Annotated in this window: 23 protein-coding genes; 16 read left to right on the top strand and 7 right to left on the bottom strand. The window is 72.2% G+C overall.

Annotation, left to right across the window (positions count from 1 at the left end; translation table 11 throughout):
* Positions 1-19: 19 nt before the first annotated feature.
* Complete coding sequence (locus ABZ374_RS36245) at positions 20-826, bottom strand: acetoacetate decarboxylase family protein (RefSeq protein WP_360319540.1); 807 nt, start codon at positions 824-826, stop codon at positions 20-22.
* A gap of 271 nt (positions 827-1,097) precedes the next feature.
* Between ABZ374_RS36245 and ABZ374_RS36240 the strand changes: the two genes are divergently transcribed.
* From ABZ374_RS36240 to ABZ374_RS36210, 7 genes are all read left to right on the top strand, one after another.
* Positions 1,098-2,456: a glutamine synthetase family protein gene (locus ABZ374_RS36240; RefSeq protein ID WP_360319538.1), complete on the top strand. Its 1,359-nt coding sequence runs from the start codon at positions 1,098-1,100 to the stop codon at positions 2,454-2,456.
* Positions 2,457-2,550: 94 nt separating this feature from the next.
* Positions 2,551-3,798, top strand: a complete 1,248-nt coding sequence (locus tag ABZ374_RS36235; RefSeq protein ID WP_360319586.1) for a cytochrome P450 — start codon at positions 2,551-2,553, stop codon at positions 3,796-3,798.
* Between the two features lie 83 nt (positions 3,799-3,881).
* The gene (locus tag ABZ374_RS36230) at positions 3,882-4,544 is read left to right on the top strand and encodes a hypothetical protein (protein ID WP_360319536.1); all 663 of its coding nucleotides are present in this window, start codon (positions 3,882-3,884) and stop codon (positions 4,542-4,544) included.
* A 368-nt stretch (positions 4,545-4,912) separates the two neighbouring features.
* Entirely contained in the window at positions 4,913-5,092 is a 180-nt protein-coding gene (locus ABZ374_RS36225; RefSeq protein WP_360319534.1) for a hypothetical protein, read from the top strand.
* 96 nt (positions 5,093-5,188) lie between these two features.
* On the top strand, positions 5,189-8,398 hold the full coding sequence (locus tag ABZ374_RS36220; protein ID WP_360319532.1) for a lantibiotic dehydratase: 3,210 nt from the start codon (positions 5,189-5,191) through the stop codon (positions 8,396-8,398).
* Positions 8,382-9,746 (top strand): lanthionine synthetase C family protein, encoded by a 1,365-nt coding sequence (locus tag ABZ374_RS36215; RefSeq protein ID WP_360319530.1) that lies wholly within the window; start codon positions 8,382-8,384, stop codon positions 9,744-9,746. Before ABZ374_RS36220 ends, ABZ374_RS36215 begins: the two co-directional genes overlap by 17 nt.
* 61 nt (positions 9,747-9,807) lie before the next feature.
* Positions 9,808-10,875, top strand: a complete 1,068-nt coding sequence (locus tag ABZ374_RS36210; RefSeq protein ID WP_360319528.1) for a PI-PLC domain-containing protein — start codon at positions 9,808-9,810, stop codon at positions 10,873-10,875.
* Between the two features lie 183 nt (positions 10,876-11,058).
* Here ABZ374_RS36210 and ABZ374_RS36205 read toward each other — a convergent pair whose 3' ends face one another.
* Both ABZ374_RS36205 and ABZ374_RS36200 read right to left on the bottom strand, forming a co-directional pair.
* Entirely contained in the window at positions 11,059-11,751 is a 693-nt protein-coding gene (locus tag ABZ374_RS36205; RefSeq protein ID WP_360319526.1) for an HU family DNA-binding protein, read from the bottom strand.
* A gap of 1,057 nt (positions 11,752-12,808) precedes the next feature.
* The gene (locus ABZ374_RS36200; RefSeq protein WP_360319584.1) at positions 12,809-13,195 is read right to left on the bottom strand and encodes an MmcQ/YjbR family DNA-binding protein; all 387 of its coding nucleotides are present in this window, start codon (positions 13,193-13,195) and stop codon (positions 12,809-12,811) included.
* Positions 13,196-13,677: 482 nt separating this feature from the next.
* Between ABZ374_RS36200 and ABZ374_RS36195 the strand changes: the two genes are divergently transcribed.
* The 8 genes from ABZ374_RS36195 (at position 13,678) to ABZ374_RS36160 (ending at position 20,598) form a co-directional block, all read left to right on the top strand.
* Positions 13,678-14,850 carry a globin domain-containing protein gene (locus ABZ374_RS36195; RefSeq protein ID WP_360319524.1) on the top strand — a complete coding sequence of 391 codons (1,173 nt, stop codon included), beginning with the start codon at positions 13,678-13,680 and terminating at the stop codon, positions 14,848-14,850.
* Positions 14,851-15,068: 218 nt separating this feature from the next.
* A complete protein-coding gene (locus ABZ374_RS36190) occupies positions 15,069-16,205 on the top strand; it encodes a nitric oxide synthase oxygenase (protein ID WP_360319582.1) in 1,137 nt (378 codons plus the stop codon).
* A 194-nt stretch (positions 16,206-16,399) separates the two neighbouring features.
* A complete protein-coding gene (locus ABZ374_RS36185; RefSeq protein WP_360319522.1) occupies positions 16,400-16,609 on the top strand; it encodes a cold-shock protein in 210 nt (69 codons plus the stop codon).
* Positions 16,610-16,773: 164 nt separating this feature from the next.
* Complete coding sequence (locus ABZ374_RS36180) at positions 16,774-17,478, top strand: hypothetical protein (protein WP_360319520.1); 705 nt, start codon at positions 16,774-16,776, stop codon at positions 17,476-17,478.
* Positions 17,479-17,649: 171 nt separating this feature from the next.
* The gene (locus ABZ374_RS36175) at positions 17,650-18,264 is read left to right on the top strand and encodes a molybdopterin-dependent oxidoreductase (protein WP_360319518.1); all 615 of its coding nucleotides are present in this window, start codon (positions 17,650-17,652) and stop codon (positions 18,262-18,264) included.
* Positions 18,254-19,435 carry a Dyp-type peroxidase gene (locus ABZ374_RS36170; RefSeq protein ID WP_360319516.1) on the top strand — a complete coding sequence of 394 codons (1,182 nt, stop codon included), beginning with the start codon at positions 18,254-18,256 and terminating at the stop codon, positions 19,433-19,435. The genes ABZ374_RS36175 and ABZ374_RS36170 overlap by 11 nt, the downstream gene beginning before the upstream one ends.
* Positions 19,436-19,544: 109 nt before the next feature.
* Positions 19,545-20,336: a class I SAM-dependent methyltransferase gene (locus tag ABZ374_RS36165; RefSeq protein ID WP_360319514.1), complete on the top strand. Its 792-nt coding sequence runs from the start codon at positions 19,545-19,547 to the stop codon at positions 20,334-20,336.
* Positions 20,337-20,394: 58 nt separating this feature from the next.
* Positions 20,395-20,598, top strand: a complete 204-nt coding sequence (locus ABZ374_RS36160) for a hypothetical protein (RefSeq protein WP_360319512.1) — start codon at positions 20,395-20,397, stop codon at positions 20,596-20,598.
* Positions 20,599-20,725: 127 nt separating this feature from the next.
* On the opposite strand, the gene ABZ374_RS36155 is transcribed toward ABZ374_RS36160, so the two are convergent.
* Both ABZ374_RS36155 and ABZ374_RS36150 read right to left on the bottom strand, forming a co-directional pair.
* On the bottom strand, positions 20,726-21,034 hold the full coding sequence (locus tag ABZ374_RS36155; RefSeq protein ID WP_360319510.1) for an AzlD domain-containing protein: 309 nt from the start codon (positions 21,032-21,034) through the stop codon (positions 20,726-20,728).
* A complete protein-coding gene (locus ABZ374_RS36150) occupies positions 21,034-21,744 on the bottom strand; it encodes an AzlC family ABC transporter permease (protein WP_360319509.1) in 711 nt (236 codons plus the stop codon). Before ABZ374_RS36150 ends, ABZ374_RS36155 begins: the two co-directional genes overlap by 1 nt.
* 82 nt (positions 21,745-21,826) lie before the next feature.
* Here ABZ374_RS36150 and ABZ374_RS36145 point away from each other — a divergent pair, with 82 nt between their 5' ends.
* Positions 21,827-22,414 carry a helix-turn-helix domain-containing protein gene (locus tag ABZ374_RS36145; RefSeq protein WP_360319580.1) on the top strand — a complete coding sequence of 196 codons (588 nt, stop codon included), beginning with the start codon at positions 21,827-21,829 and terminating at the stop codon, positions 22,412-22,414.
* 61 nt (positions 22,415-22,475) lie between these two features.
* Here the strand turns inward: ABZ374_RS36145 and ABZ374_RS36140 are convergent, their stop codons facing one another.
* Entirely contained in the window at positions 22,476-23,369 is an 894-nt protein-coding gene (locus ABZ374_RS36140) for a DUF3152 domain-containing protein (RefSeq protein ID WP_360319507.1), read from the bottom strand.
* Positions 23,366-24,250, bottom strand: coding sequence for a hypothetical protein (locus ABZ374_RS36135; protein WP_360319505.1), 885 nt, complete (start codon positions 24,248-24,250; stop codon positions 23,366-23,368). The genes ABZ374_RS36140 and ABZ374_RS36135 overlap by 4 nt, the downstream gene beginning before the upstream one ends.
* Positions 24,251-24,271 lie beyond the last annotated feature (21 nt).

The following is a 24,271-nucleotide window of genomic DNA, read 5'->3' as shown; positions in this document are numbered from 1 at the left end:
GGGGCCCTCGCGCGAGGGTCTACGCAGCGCCCGAACCGCCGCGTGCCAGCAGCGTGCCGCCGTTCCAGACCACGCCGACCTGCCGGTAGTACGCGCCGATGATCTCGTCCACCTCCAGCCGGGCCAGTTCCTCGGTGGGCGCCTCGAACAGGGTCAGCTCCGCGTCGCCGACCCAGGCCCCGCCGCCCTCGGCGGACTCGGCGCCGGTGGCCACCAGTTCGTCCAGGGCCGGGCCCCGGCCGGGTTCGATCGAGGGCAACCAGCGGTGGTGGGCCATCGGATGCCCGTTGACGAAACCGTTGGTCGGCGACGGTTCGCGCAGCGTCACCACGGCCTCGGCCAACCTGCGGTCGGCGGCGGCCAGGGTCGCGCCGAACCGGGCGCCCGCCTCGATCCGCGGCGCCGGGCCGAAGGGGTGCGGCCGGGTCTGATGGATCGAGCCGAGCTTCTTCGGATACCCCTGGTGCAGGCCGCGCGCGATGGCGAAGTCCTTGTCCACCCAGATGTACACGCAGCGCGAGTAGGTCACCCCCGCGTACCGGCAGCGCACCACCGCGAAGCACTCCTTGTACTGCGCGCGCACCGGGTCGAGCAGTTCCGCCCGATCGGACGAACAGGACTGCCAGTCGGCCCAGATCAGCGCGACCGCGCCCGGGTCCTCGTCGGCGAGCTCCAACTGCGGGGGCAACAGTTCGGCGACCCGCGCGGGATCGGTGCGGTACTCGATGGTGAGCAGGTCACCCGAGTACGACCACGGCGGAGCGGGGATCAGCGACGACCGGCCCGTGCCGGTCTTGGGGTGGAAGAAACCGTGTACGCCGGTCATGGCGCCTCCCTCGGGGCACGGTGCGGCTCGACGCGGGTCGAGACCGATAGATCGTTTGGGTCCGTACGATATGCCTCCCGCAGTCCGTTGTCACGCCCCGGACGCCGTCTTCGCCACCACACCCGACACTCGCACCCACCCACCGGATCGAGCCCCGTAAAGCCTCGACCAACCCCTTGTGCGAGGCCGGCCGCGTCCATATGGTTTGGGCTCAAACGAATCGGCCGTCCTGCCGGCGCCCGTGCCGTGCCGTGGTGTGCGAGGAGAATCCGTGAATGCATCCGAAGTGGACCGGGCCCACCACGTCGTCGCCGACCTGAAGGCGCGGGGCATCGACGTGGTCCGGATCGCCTACCCGGACCTGATCGGCACCGATCGCGGACGCGACGTGCTGGTGGACCACCTGCCCTCGGTCTGCGCACACGGTCTGGCGTTCTGCCGGGCGGTCTTCCACACCACCCCGCGCGGCGAGACCGTCCCGGTGGCCGGCGGCATGGACGTCGGACTGCCGGACATCTGCGTATACCCCGACCTGGACACCCTCGTCGCCATCCCGTGGGAGCCCGGCGTCGCGTGGTGTCTGGGCGAGACCGTGGACCCGGCCACCGGACGCCCCGCCCCGGAGGCACCGCGCTCGCTGCTGCGCGACGTGCTGGCCCGGATGGCCGCCGAGGTGGGCCTGCGACCGGTGGTCGGACCGGAGTTGGAGTACTTCCTGTGCGAGCCGGACCCGCAACGCCCGGGCGGTTGGCGGCGCTACGGCGACGCACCGGGCAACGTCTACGTGGCCGGGCGCCGCGGTGACCCGGACGCGCACCTGCTGCGCACCCTGCGTCATCTCGGCCCGCTGGGCATCGGCGTGACCACCGGCAACCACGAGTACTGCTCCGGCCAGTTCGAGATCAACCTCGACCACTCCGACGCGCTGGACGCCGCCGACCGGGCCTTCCGCTTCAAGGCTTCGATCAAGGAACTCGCGCGGCTGGAGGGCCGGTTGGCCACCTTCATGGCCAAACCCTTCAACGACGAGGGCGGTTCCGGCTTCCATCTGCACCTGAGCTGCCTGGACGCGGACGGCGGCAACGCCTTCGACGACCCGACCGGCCCGCACGGCCTGTCCCCCGCCGCACATCACGCGATCGCCGGCGTCCTGGCGCACGCCCCCGCACTGGCCGCGCTGTCGAACCCGACGGTCAACTCGTACAAACGATTCGGCCCGGACACGCTGGCGCCCTGGCTGATCGACTGGGGCCTGGACAACCGCAGCGCGATGGTCCGCATCCCGCCCGAGCGCGGCGCCGGCGCGCGGCTGGAGATCCGGCTCGGCGACGCGAGCGCCAATCCGTATCTGGCCGTCGCCGGCGTGCTCGCCGCGGTGCACCTGGGGCTGCGCGACAAGGCGAACCCACCGCCCCCGCTGGAGGGTTACGGCTACGACACAGCCAAGGCGCGGATCCTGCCCGCGACGCTGACCGAGGCGCTGGACGCGTTCGAGGCCGACGAGGAACTCACCGCGCTGCTCGGCGCCCGGTTCACCGACGCGTTCATCACCTACAAGCGCGACGAGGTCGCCCGCTTCCACCGGCACGTCACCGACTGGGAGTTCACCGAGTACGCCTACCACCTGTGAGCGCACTCGCGCCGGCCCGTCCGGGCACCCTGCCGATCCCCCGCGAGGAGTCTTCGTGAGCCGCACCACCACCGCCTCCACGATCCCCGAGCCGATGCCGCTCGACGAGGTCGACCTCGCCGACAACGACCGCTTCCTGGACGGCGAGACACCCTGGCGGATGTTCCACACGCTGCGCCGCGAGGACCCCGTGCACTGGCAGCCCGAGGCGGCCCCCAACAGCGGCTTCTGGGCGCTGACCCGGCACGCGGACATCGTCGCGGTCGACCGCGACCCACAGACCTTCACCTCCTCGCGGTTCACCAACCTGGAGGAGGTCGACGACTCGCAGATCGCCATCCGACGCTCGCTCCTGGAGACCGATGGGCTGCGGCACACCGCGCTGCGCAAGCTGCTCCAAAAGCAGTTCACCCCGCGCGCGATCGCCGACTACGGCACGTTCCTGCGCGGGCTGACCGCGAAGACCCTGGACCACGCACTCGCCAAGGGCACCTTCGACTTCGTGCACGAGGTCAGCGCCGACTTCCCGATCAACGTGCTGGCCAAGATGCTCGACGTGCCCGGCGAGGACACCGGCAAACTGATCGACTGGGGCAACCGGATCATCGGCAACACCGACCCGGACTACGCCGACGTGCTCCTGGAGAGCGAGGAGAGCGAGCGCTACCGCGAGTTGCCGTTCCGCAGTCCCGCCTCGCTGGAGGTCTTCGAGTACGGACGGGAGTTGGCCGCCCGGCGGCGCGGCGGCGCCGGCACCGACCTGGTCAGCCGACTGGTCAACCAGACACCCTCGGACGGCGTCCCGCTGTCGCAACACGACTTCGACAACTACTTCCTGCTGCTGGTGGTGGCGGGCAACGAGACCACCCGGCACGCCATTTCGCACTCGATGCTGGCGCTGCTGCGCAACCCGGAGCAGTTGGCGCGGTTGCGCGACGACCTCGCGCTGATGCCGGTCGCGGTCGAGGAGTTCCTGCGCTGGGCCTCTCCCGTCTACCACTTCCGCCGCACCGCGACCCGCGACACCGAGTTGGCCGGCCGGTCGATCCGCGAGGGCGACAAGGTGGTGTTGTGGTTCGCCTCGGGCAACCGGGACGAGGCCGTGTTCGAGAACCCGTACGACTTCGACGTCACCCGGCGCGGCGTGGACCACGTGACCTTCGGCAAGGGCGGCCCGCACTTCTGCCTCGGCAACGCACTGGCCCGCCTGGAGATGCGGATCATGTTCGAGGAACTCCTGCCCCGGATCGCCGACATCCGGCTCGCGGGCGAGGTCCGCCGGGTCCGCTCCAACTTCGTCAACGGCATCAAGGAACTCCCGGTGACGGTGACCCTGGCCTGACGCCGGCCCGCTGCCGGCCCGATCCGGTCGCCCGGCCGGCGACCACCCCGGCCCGGTCCGACCCGTCGGTTAGGGTGCGCCGCATGAATGCTCGTGTGATCGCCGCCGGGTTCGGGTTGGCCGGGATGTTGTTACTCGTCGGGTGCGGAAGCACCGAGGGCCGGCCGGGTCGGGCGGTGGGCTCGGGCGGCCTCTACTCCCCGGGCGCCTCCCCGCCGGCCACCGGTCGGTCCGAGGCCCCCCTGCCGACCGGCCCCACACCCCCGCCGGGCGTCGAACCCCGGTTCCGGTATGTCACCACCGTGCCCGGCTACGAACTCGCGGCGCAGTCGGTCGCGGTGTACGGGGACACCGGCTTCCAGTCGGTCTACGTCTCGGCGCAGGGCCGGCGGATCCACCTTGCCGCGGACACGGGCGGGCCGAGCACCGCGGCCTGCCCGTCGACGCCGCCGGCGAGCGGGACCTGTGCGGCCGACGGCGACACGTGGTATCGCAGCACATCGGCCGAACACACCTACGCGCGGGCCGGGGACGGCCTGGTCGTGTGGGTGTGGGCCGATCCGAAAGAGGTCGATCGGGCCACCCTGCGTGCGGCGATGTCGGCCGCGCAGCCGGCGACCGCCCCCGGGGCCGGCACCACCACGCCCCACCCGGAGCCGACCACCGCGAGCACCCCGATCGAGCGCGGCGATCTGCCCCCGGTCGGGGACGGCGCGCCGATGAACCACCCGCCCGTCGGCGGATGAGATCGAACCCGGCGGATTACCCGCATGAATGGCCCGGGAATATAGCGCCGCCGACAATTGCCGTGCGGAATTTCCCCGATACAGTAGATGCCAACGAAATCGGTTAACCGGTATTTACCGGTCGGCCCCGACGTGTCGCAGACGACCCCCTCGTGAACACGCCGGGCAGATCGACCCCTGCTCGGCATCTATGCAGCGTAGGAGCCTGATCGCGGCTTCCACAGGGAGATTTCCAGCCGGCCCGGATGGCCGGTAATCGTTCTTGATCGGCCGCCTGTCGAACGCTTAGCGTCCTCCCCGAGATCAAACAGATCTCCCGGATTCGCAGCACCCAACAAAGCGCTGCGATCGATATCGAGGGAGTTGTCATGAACGACAAGATTCTGCTCGAAGAAACCACCGAAACCCGCGACTTCGCCGACCTGGACCTCGACGTCCGCATCGCGGAAGGCGAGGTCGGCGCGGCCGACTTCAACGCGGCCGCCCCCTACACCGTGTCCCCGAACACCTGGGGCGTTCAGTCCCGCTGCTGGACCTGCTGCAGGTAGTGGTCTCCGGGGGCGGGCGGGTCTGCCCGCCCCCGGTCGGCTTGTCGGCTCCCGGCGCGAGCCGGTCACACGGGTATGGGGTCGGTGCGAGAGACGGTGCGACACTCCGAGCGAGATGCTGCGCGCGACAACGATCCGCAGGGCGGACGGAACGGCGCGCGCGACGACGACTACGAACCGGCCGGCCCGATCCTGGTGCGGATGGCGAGCCGGCGGCACGCCGGGCACGACGCCGGCCCCGATCACGCCGAGCCGGATCCGGGCACGGCCGACGCGGACACCCCCGCAGGGCTGCGCCGGATCGCCGCCGACCCGCTGTTCCGCGAGGCCGTGCAGGTCGCCAGCGGCAGCCTGGCCGCGGCGCTGGACCGCCTCGACGCGGGCGCGGACCTCGGCCCGAAACGGCTGACCGGCACCGCCCTGTCGGTGACCCGGTACGCGCTGCGGATGACCGGCCGCCCGACCCCGTTCGGCCTGTTCGCGGGCGTGGCCACGGCCCACCTGGGACCGACCGCGCGGGTGCGCGTGCAGGGCCCCGATGCCAAGGCCGTGCGACTGGACGGCGGTCGGCTGCACGAACAGGTCCGGGCCTGGCTCGCCGCGCCGGAGGTGCGCCGGCGTGTCGACGTGGTGCTCAACGACCTGTGCCGGGTCCGGGACGGCCGACTGGTGCTGTCCGGGCCCGAGCAGGAGATCTCGGTACGGTACAGCGCACCGGTCGCGCACGTCTGCGCCGCCGTGACCCACCCGCTCCCGTACGAAAGGGTGCTCGATCGCGCCGCCGAGGCGTTCCCCGAGGCACCTCGGGATCGGCTCGACGCCCTGGTCGCCCAACTGCTCCGGCACGGCTTCCTGCTCAGTTCGATCACCCCGCACCGACTGGACGACGCGCTGCTCGACCGGATCGACGACGCGATCGAGGAACTCCCCGGCGCGACACAGGAGTTCCGGTCGACCAGGGCCGCCGTGCGCGAGTACGAGAAGGCCCGCCCCGGCGAGGGTGCCCAGTCCTGGCACCGGTTGATGAAGCTGGTCGATCCACGGGCCGACGCCGCCCATCCGCCGGTCCAGGTGGATCTTCGGATGGCCGCCGACATCGTGCTGCCGCAGGCGGTGGGCGACGAGGTGAGCGCCTACGCCGGCGCGATGTGGGCGCTGTCCGACGCGTGGGTCACCCACGCGCACATGCGCGACTACCGGAACCGGTTCATCGAGCGGTACGGCACCGCGGGGGCGGTCCCACTGGCCGAACTCGTGGACGCGCACCGGGGCCTGGGCTTTCCCGCCGGGTACGACGAACGCCTGACCGCGGGCGAACAACCGGTGACCGAATATCGGCCCGGCCGCGACCGGCGCACGCTGACCGCGGAACTGGTCCAGGACGCGCTGCTGCGCGACGATCGCGAACTGCGGCTCACCCCGGAGCTGATCGACCGGCTGGCCGGCACCGCGCAGCCCGAGGGCGACGAGCCCGCCGAGCCGCCGAACTCGCTCGAACTGTGCTTCCAACTCCTGGCCGACGATGCCGCCGCCCTCGATCAGGGCCGCTTCCGCCTGGCCGGCACCCCACACGCCGGCTCCTGGTCGGCCGGCGCGATGACCGGCCGCTTCGCCGAACTGACTGACAGCACAAAGGAGTTGGCCACACTCGTCGCAGCCGCGGCGGATCCCGACGCGGTGGCCGCCCAGGTCTCCTTCGCGCCATACGCCGCACGCGCGTTGAACATGGCCCAGGTGCCGCGCCTGCTGCCGTACGAAATCCCGATCGGGGTGTACGCCGACCGGCGCGATCCGTCCTGCCTGGACTGGCGCGAACTGCTCGTGCGGGTCGATCCGGCCGGTCTGAAACTGACGCTGCCCGGGACCGGGCAGCGGGTGTTGCCGGTGGTCCCGCACATGGTGGCCCTCGATCGCGAGGCGCCCAAGGTGGTCCGGCTGATGGTGGACATCGTCTTCGGGCGGGCCCGCACCTGGACCGGCTGGGACTGGGCCGGGCTGGAGGCCCTCCCGCAACTGCCGCGGGTGACCTTCGGCCGGGTGGTCGCCGCGCCCCGACGCTGGGCCCCGGACCACGCGATGCGCACCGCCGCGGCGGAACCGCGGGAGTTCGACCGCGCGCTGCGCGAGTGGAGCGATCGCTTCGACGTGCCGGACCGGGTGCAACTGGTGCACTGGGACCGCGCGTACTGCCTCGATCTGGATACACCGTGGCACCGCACCCTGCTGCGCCACGAGGTGCGCAAGGGCCGGGTGGCCCTGTTCGAGGACCTGACCGAGCACGGGCGCGGCTTCGGCTGGGCCGGCGGCTACAGCACGGAGCTGGTCTTCCCGATGACCCGGCGCTCCCGGGCCCGGGTCACCCCCGCGCCCGCGCCGGCGGCAGCGGCGCGCACCGCCGCCCCGGCGCCCGGTCCGGCGACCTACCATCTGCCGGGCGAGGACTGGCTGTTCGCGAAGTTGTACGCGACGCCCGACACGCACGACGAGCTGCTCCGGGTCCGCCTGCCCGCGCTGCTCGCCGACATCGGCGAGCACGTCGACCGCTGGTTCTTCATGCGCTACCGGGACCCCGAGCCGCATCTGCGGGTCCGCCTGCACGGCGACCCGGCCTCGCTGCGCGAACGGGTGCTGCCCGAACTGGTCCGACACGTGCGGGCGATGCGCGAGGCGGGCACGATCCGCACGATGGCGCTGGACGTCTACGAGCCGGAAACCGAGCGGTACGGCGGGCCGGACGCGCTGGCCGCCGCCGAGCGGGTGTTCGCGCTGGACAGCAGGTCGGCGATCGCCCAACTGGGCCTGCGGGCGCGTGGCGGGCTCGACGTGCCGAACGAGGTGCTGATCGCGGTCGACCACGCGCTGCTGCTGGAGAGCCTGGGCGACTGGGACTGGTGCTCCTGGGTCGAGTACGCGTTCGCCAAGCGCCCGACCGGGACCGGGTTCCGCCGACACCGCGCGCTGGTGCGGGAGCTGATCCGCCCCGGACACACGGCGGCGGCGGCCGGTGACCGGCTGGGCATGCCGGCCCTGGCCGAATTGTGGTCGCACGCACCGGAGACGCGCGCCTACGGCACGATCGTGTTGTCCGACGCGGGCCGTCGACCCGCGGGCAGCGCGCACGAGAACGCCGTCCTCGCACTGCTGCACCTGCAGCACAACCGGCTGCTCGGCATCGACCGGGCGAGCGAACAGCGCGGCTACGACATCCTGCGCGGCATCGCGAGCGACCATCTGGGCCGGCTGGCGCACGCGCCGAAACCGCAACTCCACGACGAGGACGGGGATGGGCATGGCCGACACGGCTGAGCAGGCGACCGACACGGTCGTACCGCGCCACGCCGATCGGGCCCGCACGATCGTGGCCCGCGTGCTGGATCGACTGGCCGACCCGGCGGGCGTCGTCGCCGACACCAACGCGGCGGCGGTGGCGGCCGGGGCCGACGCGGGGACCCCGGTCTGGGCCGACCTGTCGCTGTCCGGCGGCTACCCGGGGGTCTCCCTGGCGTTCAGCGGCACCGCCCCGCGCGGCCCCGAACACCCCGTCCGCGCCCACGCCTACCTGGCCCGGGCGATGGCGGCACTGGCCCGCGAGCGGTTTCCGGCCGGCGGCGTCTTCGACGGCCCCGGCGCGGTCGCGGTCGCCACGCTGGTCGCGCACCACGCCACCGGCGGGTACGTGTCCGCCCTGGCCCGGCTGGACGAGCATCAGCGCCGGGTGGTGCAGGCCACCCTGCCCCGGCTGCGGATCGACGAGCCGCTGCCCACGAACGGCGAGTTCGAGACTGTGCGCGGGCTGAGCGGCATCGGCCGGTATCTGCTGGCACGCGTCGAGGACGACACCGGCGGCGCGGCCTGCGCCGACGAATTGCAGACGGTGTTGTCCCACCTGACCGCGCTGGCCGACGGCGAGATCACCCACCGCGGGCGCAAGGTGCCGCGCTGGTGGACCCTGGCCGCGCCCAAACTGGGCCAGGAGGCCGAGTTGCCGGACGGCCACCTCAACCTGGGCCTGTCGCACGGCGTCGCCGGACCACTGGCGCTGCTCGCACTCGCCTGGCGCGCGGGCGTCCGGGTGCCGGGGCAGCGCGCGGCGATCGAGAGTCTGGTCGCGTTGCTCGCCGAGTGCGCCGTTCCCGACGGGGACGCGCTGTGGTGGCCGCCCGTGCGCACGCTCGACGAATGGGCGGCCGGCCCCGATCCGGATGCCCAGGCGCCCCGCCCGTCCTGGTGCTACGGCGTCCCCGGCGTGTCCCGGGCGATCCAGTCGGCCGCGCTCGCGCTCGATCGGCCGGACTGGCACGAGTTGACCCGTCGTTCGTTGACCGGCCTGCTCGACACCCCGATCGCCGACTGGGGCATCGACGACGCGGCGCTGTGCCACGGCTGGGGCGGGATGCTGCACCTGCTCGGCCTGCTGGGCGAACACCTGGACGACGCCCGACTCCCGCTCGTCCGGGACGAGTTGGCCGCGCTGGTGCTGGACCAGTATCACGACGCGTACCGCTTCGGCTTCCGCACCACGATGACCGACCTGCCGCAGGGCACGGACGTACCGGCCTTCCTGGAGGGCGCGGCGGGCATCGCACTGGCCCTGGACGCGTACGCCGAGGGTCGCGCGACGGCGGGTTGGGATCTGGCGCTGCTGGTGGCGTGATCCCGGCCCGTTCGGTCGACGGGGGTCAAAACGCGGCCGGTTCCGAGTACGTTCCCCTGCCATGAACTCTTCCGGCGGCAGACCGGCCGCCTCCCCCGAATCCGCGCAACGCCCGCACTCCCGCGGTGCGTTGCCCTCCGTCCGCCGACCCGGACCTGGGCTCCTGATCGTGCTGCTCGCGCTCCTGGCCGCCCTCGTCCCCTCGACCGCCTCCGGCACGGCAACCGCGGCACCCCTCACCGCCGCGGCGCAACGTTGGGGCAACGACCGGCTCGACCAGGTCACTTCGTTGACCACGCACAACTCGTTCACCAACTACGAGGACTCGCGGTGGTCCTCGGTCAACCAGTCCGAGTCGGTGCGCGGGCAGTTGGACCGGGGTGTACGCGGGCTGATGCTCGACACGCACTGGTACGAGCACAGCACCGGTCTGTGCGTCATCAGCTTCGGCAGCGACTGCTACCCCAGTGACGTGTATCTGTGTCACGGGGACTGCAAGGGGTTCGCCGGGGTGACCTACGCCCTGCCTCGGCAGAGCTTCGCCGGGACGATGCAGACCGTGGTCGACTTCCTGAACGCGAATCCGCTGGAGGTGGTGACCGTGTTCCTGGAGGACTACGTCGATACCGCACAGCTCCAACGCTCGCTCGATCGGGTGCGCGGACTGCCCGAGCTGCTGTTTCGCCCGGACACCGCCGGCGTGCGGGACAACGGCTGGCCTCGGGTGGCGGACATGGTCACCGCGAACAAGCGCCTGCTGCTGTTCTCCGACAAGCCCGGCAAGGAGGGCCTGGGCGTGATGTACGACCGGGACTGGACCGTGCAGAACTACTGGAGCCTGGGCGACCTGGGCAATGACCTGGCCTGCACCAGCCGGTGGTCCGACATCCCGCTGAACCGCACCGAACCCGGTTTTCGCCGGTTGTTCGCGATGAGCCACTTCCGCAATGTGCCGACGATCGGCACCGCCGCCCTGGACAACGGGAGCAAGCTGCGCAATCGCATCGCACAACAGTGCGCGACGGCGGCGGGACGGAACCCGAACTTCGTCGCGGTGGACTTCCACCGGCAATCCGACGGGAGCGGGCACAGCCCGGCGTCGATCGTGGCGGAGTTGAACGGGGGCTGACGGGTGGGGCGCGGTGCGGCGGCCAGGGGCAGGGGCTCGGAGCAGGAGCTCCGGGCGGGGGCTCCGGGCCGGTCGGTCCGCCGTCGGAACGCTCCGTGGGACCCGCGGGGCGTTCCGATCCGGCACCCCGGTCGGACCGCCCCGCACGGGCGGTCCGACCATCGCATCCGACCGGGTTGGTCCTCAGGCGCGCTTGGCGGTGCGAGCGCTCGTCGTGCGCTTGGCGGCCGTCTTGCGACCGGGCGTGCTGCGGGTGGTGGGCGTCTTGGAGGCGGCCTTCTTGGCGGTGGTCTTGGCCGCGGTCGTCTTCGCCGTGGTCTTCTTCGCGGTGGTCTTCTTGGCCGCCGTCGACTTGGCGGCGGTGGTCTTCTTCGCGGCGGTGGTCTTCGCGACGGCCTTCTTCGCCGTGGTCTTGCGGGCCGGGGCAGCCGTCTTGGCCGCCGTGGCCCGGGTCGTCGCCTTCTTCGCGGTGGCCTTCTTGGTCGCCGCCTTCTTCGCGGTGGTCTTCTTGGCCGCGGCCTTCTTGCCCGCGACGGTGCCGCCACCGGTCACCGTGCCCGGCGAAGCCTTCTTGATCGCGGTCTCGCCACGGGTCAGCTTCTTGGTGCCGCCGGTGAGGTCCTTGAAGCCCTGGCCGGGGCGGAAGCGCGGCACCGAGGTCTTCTTGACCCGAACCCGTTCGCCCGTCTGAGGGTTACGGGCGTACCGAGCGGCACGCTCGACCTTCTCGAACGAGCCGAAGCCGGTGACCGAGACCCGGTCCCCGGCGACGACCGAGCGGATGATCGTGTCCAGAACCGCGTCGACCGCTTCCTCGGCCGCGGCCCGACCGCCGAGCTTGTCGGCGATGGCTTCGACGAGTTGTGCCTTGTTCATGAGATGCCTTTCGTGGTGCGGGGGTACCGATCGCTTTCGACCGGCCGGACCATCCGACCGATCGGGTCGAACGCCGTTGCGCCAGTACCCATTTCCATGACTGTAACTCTCCGTCACACGGGGGGCATTTCGAACCGCGAGAAAGACGCGCCCGAAACACCCCCTTGGATCAACGACGAGAGCCCACGCGGGGATCCGCGAAACACGCGACAAATCCTCCTGTCCGGTCCCGACGTTGACCGACCGAAGGGCGGTTTCCCCTTGTGGCGCAAGGCCCGAGGCGCTCGGAGCGGGTCCGCCGCCGCGACCCGGCCGGGGCCGCCGGGGGCCGCCGCGGGTGCGGTAATCGGGAAATACTCGCCGACGCCGGCTTCCGCCGAACGGATTTCGAACCTTCGGCGTGGCAACGTCCGTTCATGGACGTGATCCGCGCCCCGGGCGGCCGGCAACTCATCGCATCCGACCCACAATCGCCCGCCCGTCCGGCGCCCCGACCACCCCCGGCCCGCGGGGCGGCACGGCGGCGCCGCCCGAACCGGGCTCGGCACCTCGATCCCCGCCGGCACAACGCCCCCACCGGGCCGTTGACGTGCACGAACGCCCCCGAAGCCGACCGGCGGTTCCGCCGCCGGCGGCCGGGCCGCGCGCGGACTCGGGGCGCTCTTCGCGGGTTCTCGTGGCCCGGATCCGCCCCGTGCCCCGGGCGAATCCGGCCACCGCGTGCCGGCCACGAGCCGACCCACGCCCGCCGATTCGGTTGCGCAGCGTGATGAACTGCTCGCCGGATTTTCCGGCTCTCGGCGCCGCCGAATCGACGAGATCGCCGAGCGGTTCCGAAATCACCCGAATGGTCGCGACCCGAACGATCCGCACGCCCGGCCGGCCGGCTTCGTGGCCGCCCGACGGCCGGTGGAGAACTCGGCGAAGGTGCGCGCCTGTTGCCGCGCCGGCGCGGGACGCACGAAGCCGGCCCGACGGCAACCCGGAGGCGCGGCGTGCGCGTTCGTTCGATCGGCGCGGAGCAGCGGGCAACCAGCCGCCCGGCGTCCGCCGTCGGCTACGTCTCGTCCGGTCGGCCGCCGGGCCAATCCAGCTTGAGCTGTTGCAGCTTCGGCAACCGGGCGACCACGAGGTCGTAGGAGTCCTCGATCAGGTCCCGCACCATCGTCTCCGGCAGCGAGCCGTCCAGGGTCACCGTGTTCCAGTGCCGCTTGCTCAGGTGGTAGCCGGGGACGATCGCCGGGTGCTCGGCGCGCAGCCGGATCGCGAGTTCCGGGTCGCACTTCAGGCTCACCCGCAACGGCGGCGCATCGGTCAGCGTCGAGAAGGCGAAGATCTTCCCGCCCACCTTGAACGTCGACAGGTCCGGATTCCGCCCGAACGGAAACTCCTCCACCGCCCCGTTGAACCCGAGACACATGCCCCGAAGTCGCTCGGCCCCCATCCCCGCCAACCCCTGCGCATCGACCATCCCGCCAGTATGCCCATCCCGAAAGCCGACCCCCGCGGGCGAGGTCCCCGGCCGCCGTCCGCATCGTCGATCCGGGTCGACCCGAGCCGAGCGCTGCGCCCGACGGCGCCTCGTGCGTCGGGGCTCAGCTTGATGAACCTCCGCAGCCGCATCCCGGCCCGTCGCGGCATCCTCGCGTCCGTCCCGCGCACCCTCCCTCGCAGGCTGGAATTCGCCCTCCCACCAGGCACTTCACCACAGCCATACGTGAGCGTATGGATACGCAAAGTGTCCGTACAAACGTCACCTTCAGCCACAAAGAGGACTTCTGTCGATCCGTAACCGGAACCGGGCCTTCGACTTGACGCCGGTACGACAACCCCATGATCGTGTTCCGGCCGCCGGTGTTCCACGAAGAACTCTCGACGGAACCGGCCGGACAACCCTCATGCGGAAGGGCTACCGATGGGCCGATTTTGGAATCTCAAGACGCAGAAATCATCCGACGAAATCTCGCGGTCGTCGCCCCCCGGGCCGCGGATGTCACGTCCCACTTCTACGCGCTGCTGTTCCTGCGCCGCCCCGACCTGCGCGACCTGTTCCCCCCGGCGATGGACGTCCAGCGCGACCGTCTGCTGCACGCGCTGATCCGTATCGTGGGCGACCTGGAGAATGCTCCGGCGCTCAGCGGTTTCCTCGGCCAACTCGGCCGTGACCATCGCAAGTTCGATGTCGTCGCCGAACACTACGACCTGGTCGGCGAGTGCCTGGTCGCCGCGCTCGCCCGATTCAGCGGCGACACCTGGAGCGACGCGGTCCACAACGCCTGGGTGCGCGCGTACGGCGCCGCCGCGGGCATCATGGTCGGCGCGGCCGACGAGGACGCGCTGACCAACCCCCCACACTGGACCGCGGAAATCGTCTCGCACGACAAGCCCGCCGACGACATCGCCGTGGTCACCGTGCGCCCCGACCTGGCGTTCCCCTACCGGGCGGGCCAGTACACGTTCCTGGAGACCCCGTGGTGGCCGCGGGTGTGGCGGGCGTACTCGATCGCCAACGCGCCCGACCCGAACGGCCTGCTCACCTTCCACGTGCGCTCGGTGCCCGCGGGCTGGGTCAGCAACGCGCTGGTGCACAAGGCCAAGCCGGGCGATCGCGTCAAACTGGGCGCCGCGATGGGCGAGATGGTCGTGGACCACCTGGCGCCCAATCCGGTGTTGTGCGTGGCGGGCGGTACCGGACTGGCGCCGCTGAAGGCGATGGTCGAGGAACTGGCCTACTACGGCACCGATCGCTTCGTCGACCTGTTCTACGGCGCCAGCGCGCACAGCGGGCTGTACGGCCTGGAGGACCTGCTGCGGCTGTCCCAGCGGGTGTCCTGGCTGCGCGTACGGCCGGCGCTCGACGACCTGACCCTGGCCGGCATCAGCGGCGGGGTCTCCGACGTGGTCCGGGAGTACGGGCCCCGCTACGACTGCGACGCGTATCTGAGCGGTCCGCCCGCGATGGTGCTGGACAGTGCCCGCGTGCTGCGCCGACTCGGCCTGAGCAAACGACAGATCCACCACGACCCGGTCGTCGGCGCGTACACCGCCGACGACGCGGCCCAGCCGCCCACCCCGGTGCCCGCGGATGCCCCGGGCTGAGCCGGCGGGCCGCCGCCGGCCCGTACCCCCCACCAGACTCGAAACAGGCTCCCGCGACCCGCGGTCGCAGCGCCGAGCCGGTACCCAGGAGAGCGTTGACCGAGCACAGCATCACCCGGATCCGCGGCGACCAGCCGTCGTGTCCCGCGCCACCCCACCCCCAAACCCCCACCCCGCAGCCCCCGTCCGCGGTGCCCGACGCCGGCGTCCCGGGCGCCGTGGACCCGGCCCGGGCCCTGGCGTTCCTGGACCGCTTCCACCGGGAGACCGGGTCGCCGGTGGATCGGGACACCCGACGACGCGAGATCGTCGAACAGATCCGAACCACCGGCACCTACATCCACACCTCGGCCGAACTCGTCTGGGGCGCCCGGGTCGCCTGGCGCAACTCGGCCCGCTGCATCGGCCGGTTGTACTGGAACAGCCTGGTCGTCCGGGACCGCCGGCACGTGAGCCGACCGGAGGAGGTGGCCGCCCAGTGTGCGGGACACCTGCGGGAGACCTGGCGCGGCGGCCGGATCCGGCCGACGATCACCGTGTTCGCGCCCGACGCCCCCACCGGGCCCAGAGTGCGGATCTGGAACGAGCAGTTGATCCGCTACGCCGGCTACCGCCGGGCGGACGGCGCGCTCGTGGGCGACGGGCGCAATCAGGGCATCACCGAACTCGCGCACACCCTCGGTTGGCGCGGCGCGGGCACCGACTTCGACCCGTTGCCCCTGATCGTCGAGGGCGCGGACGGTCGCCTGCACTCGTACGCACTGCCCCCGGACGCGGTCCGCGAAATCCCGCTCACCCACCCCGAACACCCCGGATTCGCCGCCCTGGGCCTGCGCTGGCACGCGATCCCGGCGATTTCCAACATGCGCCTGGAGATCGGCGGCGTCTCCTACAGCGCGGCGCCGTTCAACGGCTGGTACATGGGCACCGAGATCGGTGCCCGCAACCTGGTCGACGCGGACCGCTACGACATGCTCCCGGCGATCGCCGCGCTGTTCGGCCTGGACACCTCCAGCGAGCGCACGTTGTGGCGGGACCGGGCCTCGATCGAACTCAACCGCGCCGTGCTGCACTCCTTCGACGCGGCCGGCGCGACCATCACCGACCACCACACCGAATCCGACCGCTTCCTTCGGCACGTCGAACGCGAGACGGAGGCGGGCCGCACGTGCCCCGCGGACTGGAGTTGGATCGTGCCACCCGTCTCCGGCGGCCTGACCCCGGTCTACCACCGCTACTACGACGACCACGACGAGAGCACGCAAAGCCCCGCCTACCTGCTCGACGAGGCCGCCGGCCACCGCTCGGCGGGCCGCCGTCCGTGGGCCGGTTCCGGGAGCGGGGCGAACGAGTGAATCCGGCGGACCGGGCCACCCCTGCCCGGTCCGTCGACGCCTCGATCCGGACCGCGAATCCCGCTCCCGGCCGCCGGCCGAGCGGGTGTTTCGCCGGTGGCGGGCCGGGAAATCTCGGGGGCCGAAGTCGCGACAAGGCTCCGGTCGGCGCGTTCTCGACGACACGTCGTGGCATCAGGTGAAGGAATGGAACGATGGCTACAGGCAAGGTGAAGTGGTTCAACCCGGACAAGGGCTACGGCTTCATCGAACAAGACGACAAGGGCCCGGACGTGTTCGTGCACTTCTCGGCCATCCAGAGCACGGGCTTCCGGCAACTGGAGGAGAACGACAAGGTCGAGTTCGACGTCGTCCAGGGCCCCAAGGGCCCGCAGGCGGAGAACGTCACCGTCAGCACGGGCTGACGCGTCGCGACCCGCTCGCATGACGACCGGGGCACCCCCGGGACCGACGTCCCGGCGGGTGCCCCGGCTCGTGCGGCCACCGTCCCTTTTTGTAGGTTTTCCCGCGCACCACTGCCGTTCGGCAGCACCGGTGTTCGCAGCACCCGACCTCAGGGGGAACCTCGATGAAGCGTTGGCCTGCCGCCCTCGTTCTCGCCTTCGGTATCACCATCGGCGCCGGCGGTGCCCAGACCGCGGTCGCCGCCGACTCGCACGGTCCGTCGTGCGCGGCCGACGCGTCGCCCGGGCACACCCGCCGGCACCTGCCGGAGGCGGAGATCTTCGTGACGAACAACACCGCCGTGATCAGCGACCCGAACGACCCGCGACTGAACACCCGATTGACCGGGTTCGCCTGCGAGGTGCGCGCGATCATCCGCGCCCACGGCGCCGATCCGGAGAAGTCCTCACTGCTCGACGGTGTGTTCTGGTCCGGCGAGTTGCAGAACACCACGTATGAACGCTCGCGCGAGTTCGACGTCGACGACATCGACGCCGCGCAACTCGCCCACGTGGCGGAGATTCTGCGCAAGCGCTTCGCCCAGGAGTCGGTACTGACCTTCGAATACCTGCGCGTCGACTCGCCGCGCGCGGACGCGATCGAGGTCGAGGTGCCGGGCGTGGACGTACGGCGGCTGCACGACGGCCTGGTCGCCGATCCCGAGGCGCGCGACCGGCTGTTCGGCGGCTCGGTCACCGTCCGGGGCGGCAAGCTGATCCTGGTCGCCGACCGGGCGGACCTGGCCCTGGTCCAGCGCTTCGTCGGCACCCTGGGCGGCGACTGGTCCAAGGCCACGATCCACTACGGAGACCGCGAGTTCGTCGGCTAGGCACGCTCCGAGACACCACATGCGAGGGGCCGCAGATGCGACCCGGATCGGACTTCCGATAGTCGCATCTGCAAGGCATATCTTCCCTTTGCCTGGCAGTTCAACATATTGTTGCGCCTTGTCGCTCGCACCTGCGAGCTCGATCCAGTCGCTGCCGTGGGGGACTTCGCCATGCCCAGACACCGATCCGTCCGCATCGCCGTCGCCGGCTCGGTGCTGGCCGTGCTCGTCGCCGGGTGCGGCGATTCGAAGAACGATTCCGCCCCGGCGAGGAAATCCGCGACCGCGCCGCCGCCCGCGGCCGCCGCCCCGGCCGCGCCCCTCGCGCCCGCCAAGCCCGGAGAGGTGGTGATCCGGGGCAAGGTCGCCCGGCCCGGCACGCTCACCCTGGCCGACCTGCGCAAGCTGCCTCGGGTGAGCGCGACCGTGGAGTACGGCAGTGCCAAGGGCGCCCAGAAGCACACCTACGAGGGCGTCCCGCTGTACGACGTGCTGAACGCCACCGGCCCGACCGTCGACCCGGCCGTCAAGAACGGCAATCTGCGGTTGTTCGTCGCGGCGACCGGCGGCGGCAACTACCGGGCCGCGTTCGCGTGGGCCGAACTCGACCCCGGCTTCGCCCGGAGCCAAATCCTGCTCGCGGTCAGCGAGGACGGCGTCCCGTACGAGGACGCCGCCGGGCCGCACCTGGTGGTGCCGCAGGACACCCGGGGCGGACGCTACGTCTCCGAGTTGAACGCGTTGTACGTGGGCAGCGTGGACGAACCGGTCGACAGTGGCCGTTGAGCACCCGCTGAGTCGGCGCGGTCTGCTCGCGGCCGGCACCGGTGCCTTCGTCGCCGGCGAGCCGGCCGGCGCGGCGGTGCCGGGCCGGGCGCGAACATCCGGCGCGGACGCGGTGATCCCCTTCCACGGGCCGACCCAGGCGGGCATCCTGACCCGCCGTCAGCCCTACGCGGTGCTGGCCTCGTTCGACCTGCGGCCCACCGTCGACCGGGCGGGCGTGCGGGAGTTGCTGCGTCGGTGGACCGATGCGACGGCCCGGCTGACCCGGGGCGCGCCGCTCGATGCCGGGGCGGCGACCGGCGCGGGCATCGACGCCGACGTCCTGCGCGGCGCGGGGCCGGCGGCGCTCACCGTCACCTTCGCCTTCGGGGCGGGCCTGTTCGCGGGTGTGGGCTCGCCCCCGCCGGCCGAACTGCGCGCGATCCCGGCCTTTCCCGGCGACGAGCTCGACCCCGCACACGGCGACGGCGACCTCGTGCTCCAACTCGCCGCCGACGACCCGATCGTGGTCACCGCGGCGCTGCGGGCGCTGCGCCGGTCGGCCGCCGGTGCGGCCCGCGAGCGGTGGCGGATGCGCGGCTTCGCGTCACCGGACAGCCGGCGCAACCTGATGGGCCAGATCGACGGTACGGCCAACCCGGACGCGGTCGCGGACGTGCTCGTGCCCGCGGCCGGCGCGCCCGCGTGGCTGGTGGGCGGGTCGTACCTGGTGCTGCGCCGGATCCGGATGTTGCTGGATCACTGGGAGACGCTGCCGCGCGAGCACCGCGAACAGGTGATCGGCCGCCGGTTGTCCGACGGCGCGCCGCTGACCGGCGGCACCGAGCACACGCCCGCCGACTTCGACGCCGCGGGCCCCGGCGGTGCACCGGCGATCGCGGCCAACGCGCATGTGCGGCTCGGCGCGCCCCGATTCAACGCGGGGGCCACGATGTTGCGCCGGGGCTGGTCCTACGACGACGGCCCGCGCGCCGACGGCACGCCGGACGCGGGCCTGCTCTTCCTGGCCTGGCAACGCGACCCGCACCGCGCGTTCGTACCCGTACAACAGCGGCTCGCGCGCGGCGACGCGCTGTCCCGCTACACCGTCCACGAGGCGTCCGGTCTGTATGTCGCGCCGGGCGGTTGTCTACCGGGCGAGTATCTCGGGCAGGCCCTGCTGGAGGGGTGAGCCCGGCGTCCGGAAGGGTGCGCCCGGCGTCGCGACGCATTCGGCCGGGCCGACGGGCCGGTCGGATATGCGCTTGGCACGGCTGCCGCTTCGCGGTATCGATTCGGGTATGTCACGTACCTTCGAAGATCTGTTGGCCGAGGCCGAGGCGGCCTCCGTGGACGGCTGGGACTTCTCCTGGCTGGCCGGGCGGGCCACCGAGGCACGCCCCTCGTGGGGCTATCAGCGCCTGATGGGCGAACGGCTGGCCGGTGTGTCGGCCGCGCTGGACATCCAGACCGGTGGTGGCGAGGTGCTGGCCGGCGCACCGAAGTTGCCGGCCACGATGGTCGCCACCGAGTCCTGGCCGCCGAACGTGGCCAAGGCGACCCGGCTGCTGCACCCGCTCGGCGCGGTCGTGGTCGCCGACCCGGACGAGCCGCCGCTGCCGTTCGCCGACGCCGCCTTCGATCTGGTCACCAGCCGGCATCCCGCGTCGGTGTGGTGGGCCGAGATCGCCCGCGTACTCCGCCCCGGCGGCACCTACTTCGCGCAGCACGTCGGGCCCGCCTCGGTGTTCGAACTGGTCGAATACTTCCTCGGACCGCAGCCCGAGGCCCGCAAGAGCCGACACCCCGACATCGAGAGCGCCGACGCCCGGGCGGCCGGCCTGGAGATCGTCGATCTGCGCCCGGAGCGATTGCGGATGGAGTTCTTCGACATCGGCGCGGTCGTCTACTTCCTGCGCAAGGTGATCTGGATGGTGCCCGGCTTCACCGTGCCGGCCTACCGGGACCGGCTCCACGAGCTGCACGAACTCATCCGGCGCGACGGACCGTTCGTCGCGCACTCGACCCGATTCCTGATCGAGGCGCGGCGGGCGCGGCCACCGGCGGCCGGGAAAGCGGGTGGGGCCGGGTGAATGGTCCGGCCGGGTGACAGGGCGTAGCCGGTGTGGCGGTCCCGCCGTTGAAGGGGACATGACGCACACTCGACGCATGCTGGCCGCCCTCCTGCTCACCGCGGGCACCGCCGCCCTCACCGCACCGGTCGCCAACGCCGGCACCGGCCAGGACATCGCGCTGAACACCTCGGACCGCAAGGCCCCGGCGGGCCAGGGCTCCCAGACCTCCGATGCCCTCGGAAGCACGATGAACTCGCTGGTCAGCGGCCTCTCGCACTGACCGAGCCGGGCCGGACCGGCGGCGGGCGCCGGCCACCATGCTCCCGCCACCGGTCCGGTCCGCCGCGCCCGCGCACAGCGGCGCGGCGGCGCGAGGCCGGGCCGAACTCCCGGCGGCGGGGCGGTAGTCAGGGCATGCCGGCCAGGCGCAGGAGCGCGGTGGTGGCGATCGCGGTGAGCACCACCACCGGGAACGGTGCGCGGCGAATCGCCAGGACGGCGGCGGCGAGTACGCCCGCGGGCCTGGACCAGCCGGCGAAGTCGTGGCCCTCGGTGAGGGTGCCGACGCCGATCAGCGCGACCAGGAGCACGGCGGCGGCGATCCCGAGCAGTCGCCGCGCCTGCTCGGGCAGGTGGATGCGGTCTCGGGAGAGGGGACCGACCAGGCGGAAGGCGTAGGTCCCTGCGGCGATGAAGGCGATGGCGAGCAGCGGCATCAGGACGGCTCCCGGGGCGGGGTGAGCGGGGGTCGGCGGGGTGGGAGCAGGTGGGGGATCAGCCCGAGCAGGGCCAGGAGTACCGGCACTCCGGCCGGCAGGTAGGGGGTTGCGGCGAGCGTGACGGCGGCGCCGAGCAGTGCCGCGTTGCGGGTCGCGCGGTCGCGGAGCGTGGGGAGCACGAGGGCCAGGAGTACGGCGGGGAAGGCCGCGTCCAGGCCCAGCGCGGTCGGGTCGCCGAGGCCGGTGCCGGCCAGCGCACCGCCCGCGACGGCCAGGTTCCAGGTGACGAACAGGGCCGTCCCGCACAGCCGGAAGACCGCCCGACGCCGCGCCGGGTCGGTGTGCCGCAGTGCGAACGCCACCGTCTCGTCGGTGATCAGGTGGGCGCCCGCCAGTCGGGTCCACCGCCGGCGCCGGTCGTCGAGCACGTCCGCGACGGTGAACCCGAACGGCACCAGCCGGGCGTTGAGGACCAGTGCGGCCAGGACGGCCGCCACCGGGCTGCCACCGGCGAGGACCACCCCGACGGCGGCGAACTGGGCGCCGCCGGCGAACACGAACACCGACATGACGATCGGTACCCACGGATCGAGGCCGCCGGTGACGGCGATGGCGCCGAAGGACGCACCGACCACGGCGTCGGCCACGCAGACCAGGAGGATGTCGCGGAGGGTGCCGCGATCGAGTGTTCGGTATGACGAACGCATGTCCGGTACAGTGAACGAAGTGGCAGTCGTTCGTCAAGCCGAACGAAACAACTTCTGGAGCGAACACTTGGCCGGTCCCGTCCTGCCCGAACCCACGCCCGCACCCGACTCCCCCGCACCACCCACCGGCCCGATCGCGCTGATCGCGGTGTCGGCCCGGCGCGAACGCGAGCGCGCGAGGTTGTCGCTGACCGAACTGGCCAAACGCGCCCGAATCGCCAAGTCCACGCTGTCCCAGCTCGAAGCCGGCCTCGGCAATCCCAGCGTGGAGACCTTGTGGGCCCTGGCCGTCGCGCTCGGGGTACCGCTGAGCCGGCTGGTGGACCCGCCGCACTCCAACGTCCGGGTGATCCGCGCCGGTGACGGTCCGGTCGCCCACTCGGAGCAGGCCGACTACGCCGCCACGCTGCTCGCCACCTGCCCGCCCCACGCCCGCCGCGACCTGTACCGCGTCGTCGCCCAGCCCGGCGAGCCACACAGCTCCGAGCCGCACCCGCCCGGCACCGTCGAGCACGTGGTGCTCGCCACCGGCCGCGCCCTGGTCGGCCCGATCGAGGACCCGGTCGAACTCGCGCCCGGCGACTACATCACCTACCCCGGCGATGCCCCGCACATCTTCGAGGCGCTGGCCCCGGACACCTCGGCGATCCTGGTCAGCGAACACGTCTGACCCCGGACCCGGCCGAGTCCGACGCGTCGAACCCGGCCGGAATCCGACCCGTGCCGGCCGGTCAGCCGGTCGGGTACGGCCACGGATTCGCGTCGCACACCTTGCCGTTGTCCGCCCGGCGGCTCTTGGTCTGCTGCATCATCACCGGCGCCACGCCGCCCGGCCCGCATCGGGTGCTGTGCTGCCGGCCGAGTCGATGGCCCACCTCGTGGTTGATCAACATCTGCCGATAGGTGCGGATGTCGTCGCCGTACGCGGTCGAACCCTGGGCCCAGCGCCAGCCGTTGATCATCACCCACGGCGTTCCGTTGGCGTTGCAGGACACGTTGGACACGCTGGTGTCGCCCACGATGGGAGAGCAGATCCGGTGCAGCGTGCCGGGACTGGACAGCCGCACCACGAAGGACGCGCCCGCGTCGTCGATGCGATCGAAGGTCAGGCCGTCCCGGGCCCAACTGCGCGAATCGTTGAGCGTCTGCTGCACCATCGCGGCGAACAACGTGCCATCCAGCGCGAGGCCCTCCTCGATCTCCACCCGATAGGCGAGGTGCTTGCCGGTCCCCGGCCCGGTGTCGCCGCCCGCCACCGTGACGAACCGCCCGCCGAGCTTGAGCGTGGGCTCCAACGGGAAGCGCAGACCCGCCAGGGTGTCGGGGTCCTGCGACGCGGGTGCCCGAACCGGCAGGTCCCGCTGGGCCGACGGCTGCTCGGGCAGCGGTATCGACTCGGGCGGTCGCGCACTCGGCAGCGGCGTCGCGCCGATGTCGACGGTCGGGGCACCGCCGTCGGAGATCCTGGGCACCACCGCCAGGAGGCAGCACGCGACGGCCGCCACGCCCACCCCGAGCAGCAGGCGACGCACGGCGCGCGGACGGCCGGCGGAACGGGCGTGGGCGCCGGTTCGGGCGTCGCCGGCCCGCGGCTTGGCCCGACGGCCCGTGCCGCGCCCGCTCACCCGGTCCCCACGAAGGTCGCCGGGAGCCGCCGGGCGACCGGTTCCCAACGTGGGCTCCGGGCGATCTCCGCGCCCTGCTGGTCGGTCAGCGCCGGTCTCGGCTTGCCGGTCTGCGGGAACTTCCCGTCCAGCGGTCCGTTGGCCCAGAGCACCCGCAGCAGGCCCGAACCGACCGACATGTACAGCGCCTGGGCCCGGAAGATGCCGTCCGGACCCTGTACACCCTCCGTCGCCACCGCCTGGCCCTCCCGTTCCGGCGCCAGGCACTTGATGTTGTGCTTGAGCCCGAATTCGTCCGTACGCTCGCCCGCGGTCCGCAGGGCGCCTCGACAGTCCGCCAGGTCGCCGGGCCGCAACGACACGGACACCACCCCGACCGGGCCGAGGCCGTCGTCCCGGGTCACCTCGGCCGAGATGCCCGTCTCCGGGGCGTATCCGGTGCGCGCCGCCGACCAGTTGCCCGCCGGCAGCAGGCCGGAGAGCACCGTGCCGAGGTCTCGGGCGAGCGCCGCCCGGGCGACCTCGGTCCCGCCGTCCGCCGCCGGCACGGTGCGTCGGGCCACCGTCGGCACCGGGATCGCCGCCCGCTCGGGATCCGTGTCGCCGGGTTGCAGGGCGAGCGTGGCCGCCCCGCCCACGGCCACCACCGCGACCACCGACGCCACGATGCTCCCGGCCCGGACCAGGACGCGCCGGCGCCCTCGGGACGCCGCGCGGGCCACCACGTCGGCCATCGGGCGGCTGCCGTGGTGGGCCATTTCGTCGTCGAGCCGACGTCGGAAGGCTTGTTCGAGTTCGACGTCGCGGTCGCTCTCGGCGTCGGTTTCGACGTCGCCGTCGGGGCCGACATCGGGGCCGGGGATTGCCTTGTCACGTGCCATGGTCACCCCCTCTCTCGTTCA

Origin of the sequence: Embleya sp. NPDC005971, from assembly GCF_040629175.1 — a bacterium.
Classification (GTDB): Bacteria; Actinomycetota; Actinomycetes; order Streptomycetales; family Streptomycetaceae; genus Embleya.
This window is presented reverse-complemented; position numbering and strand designations above follow the sequence as displayed.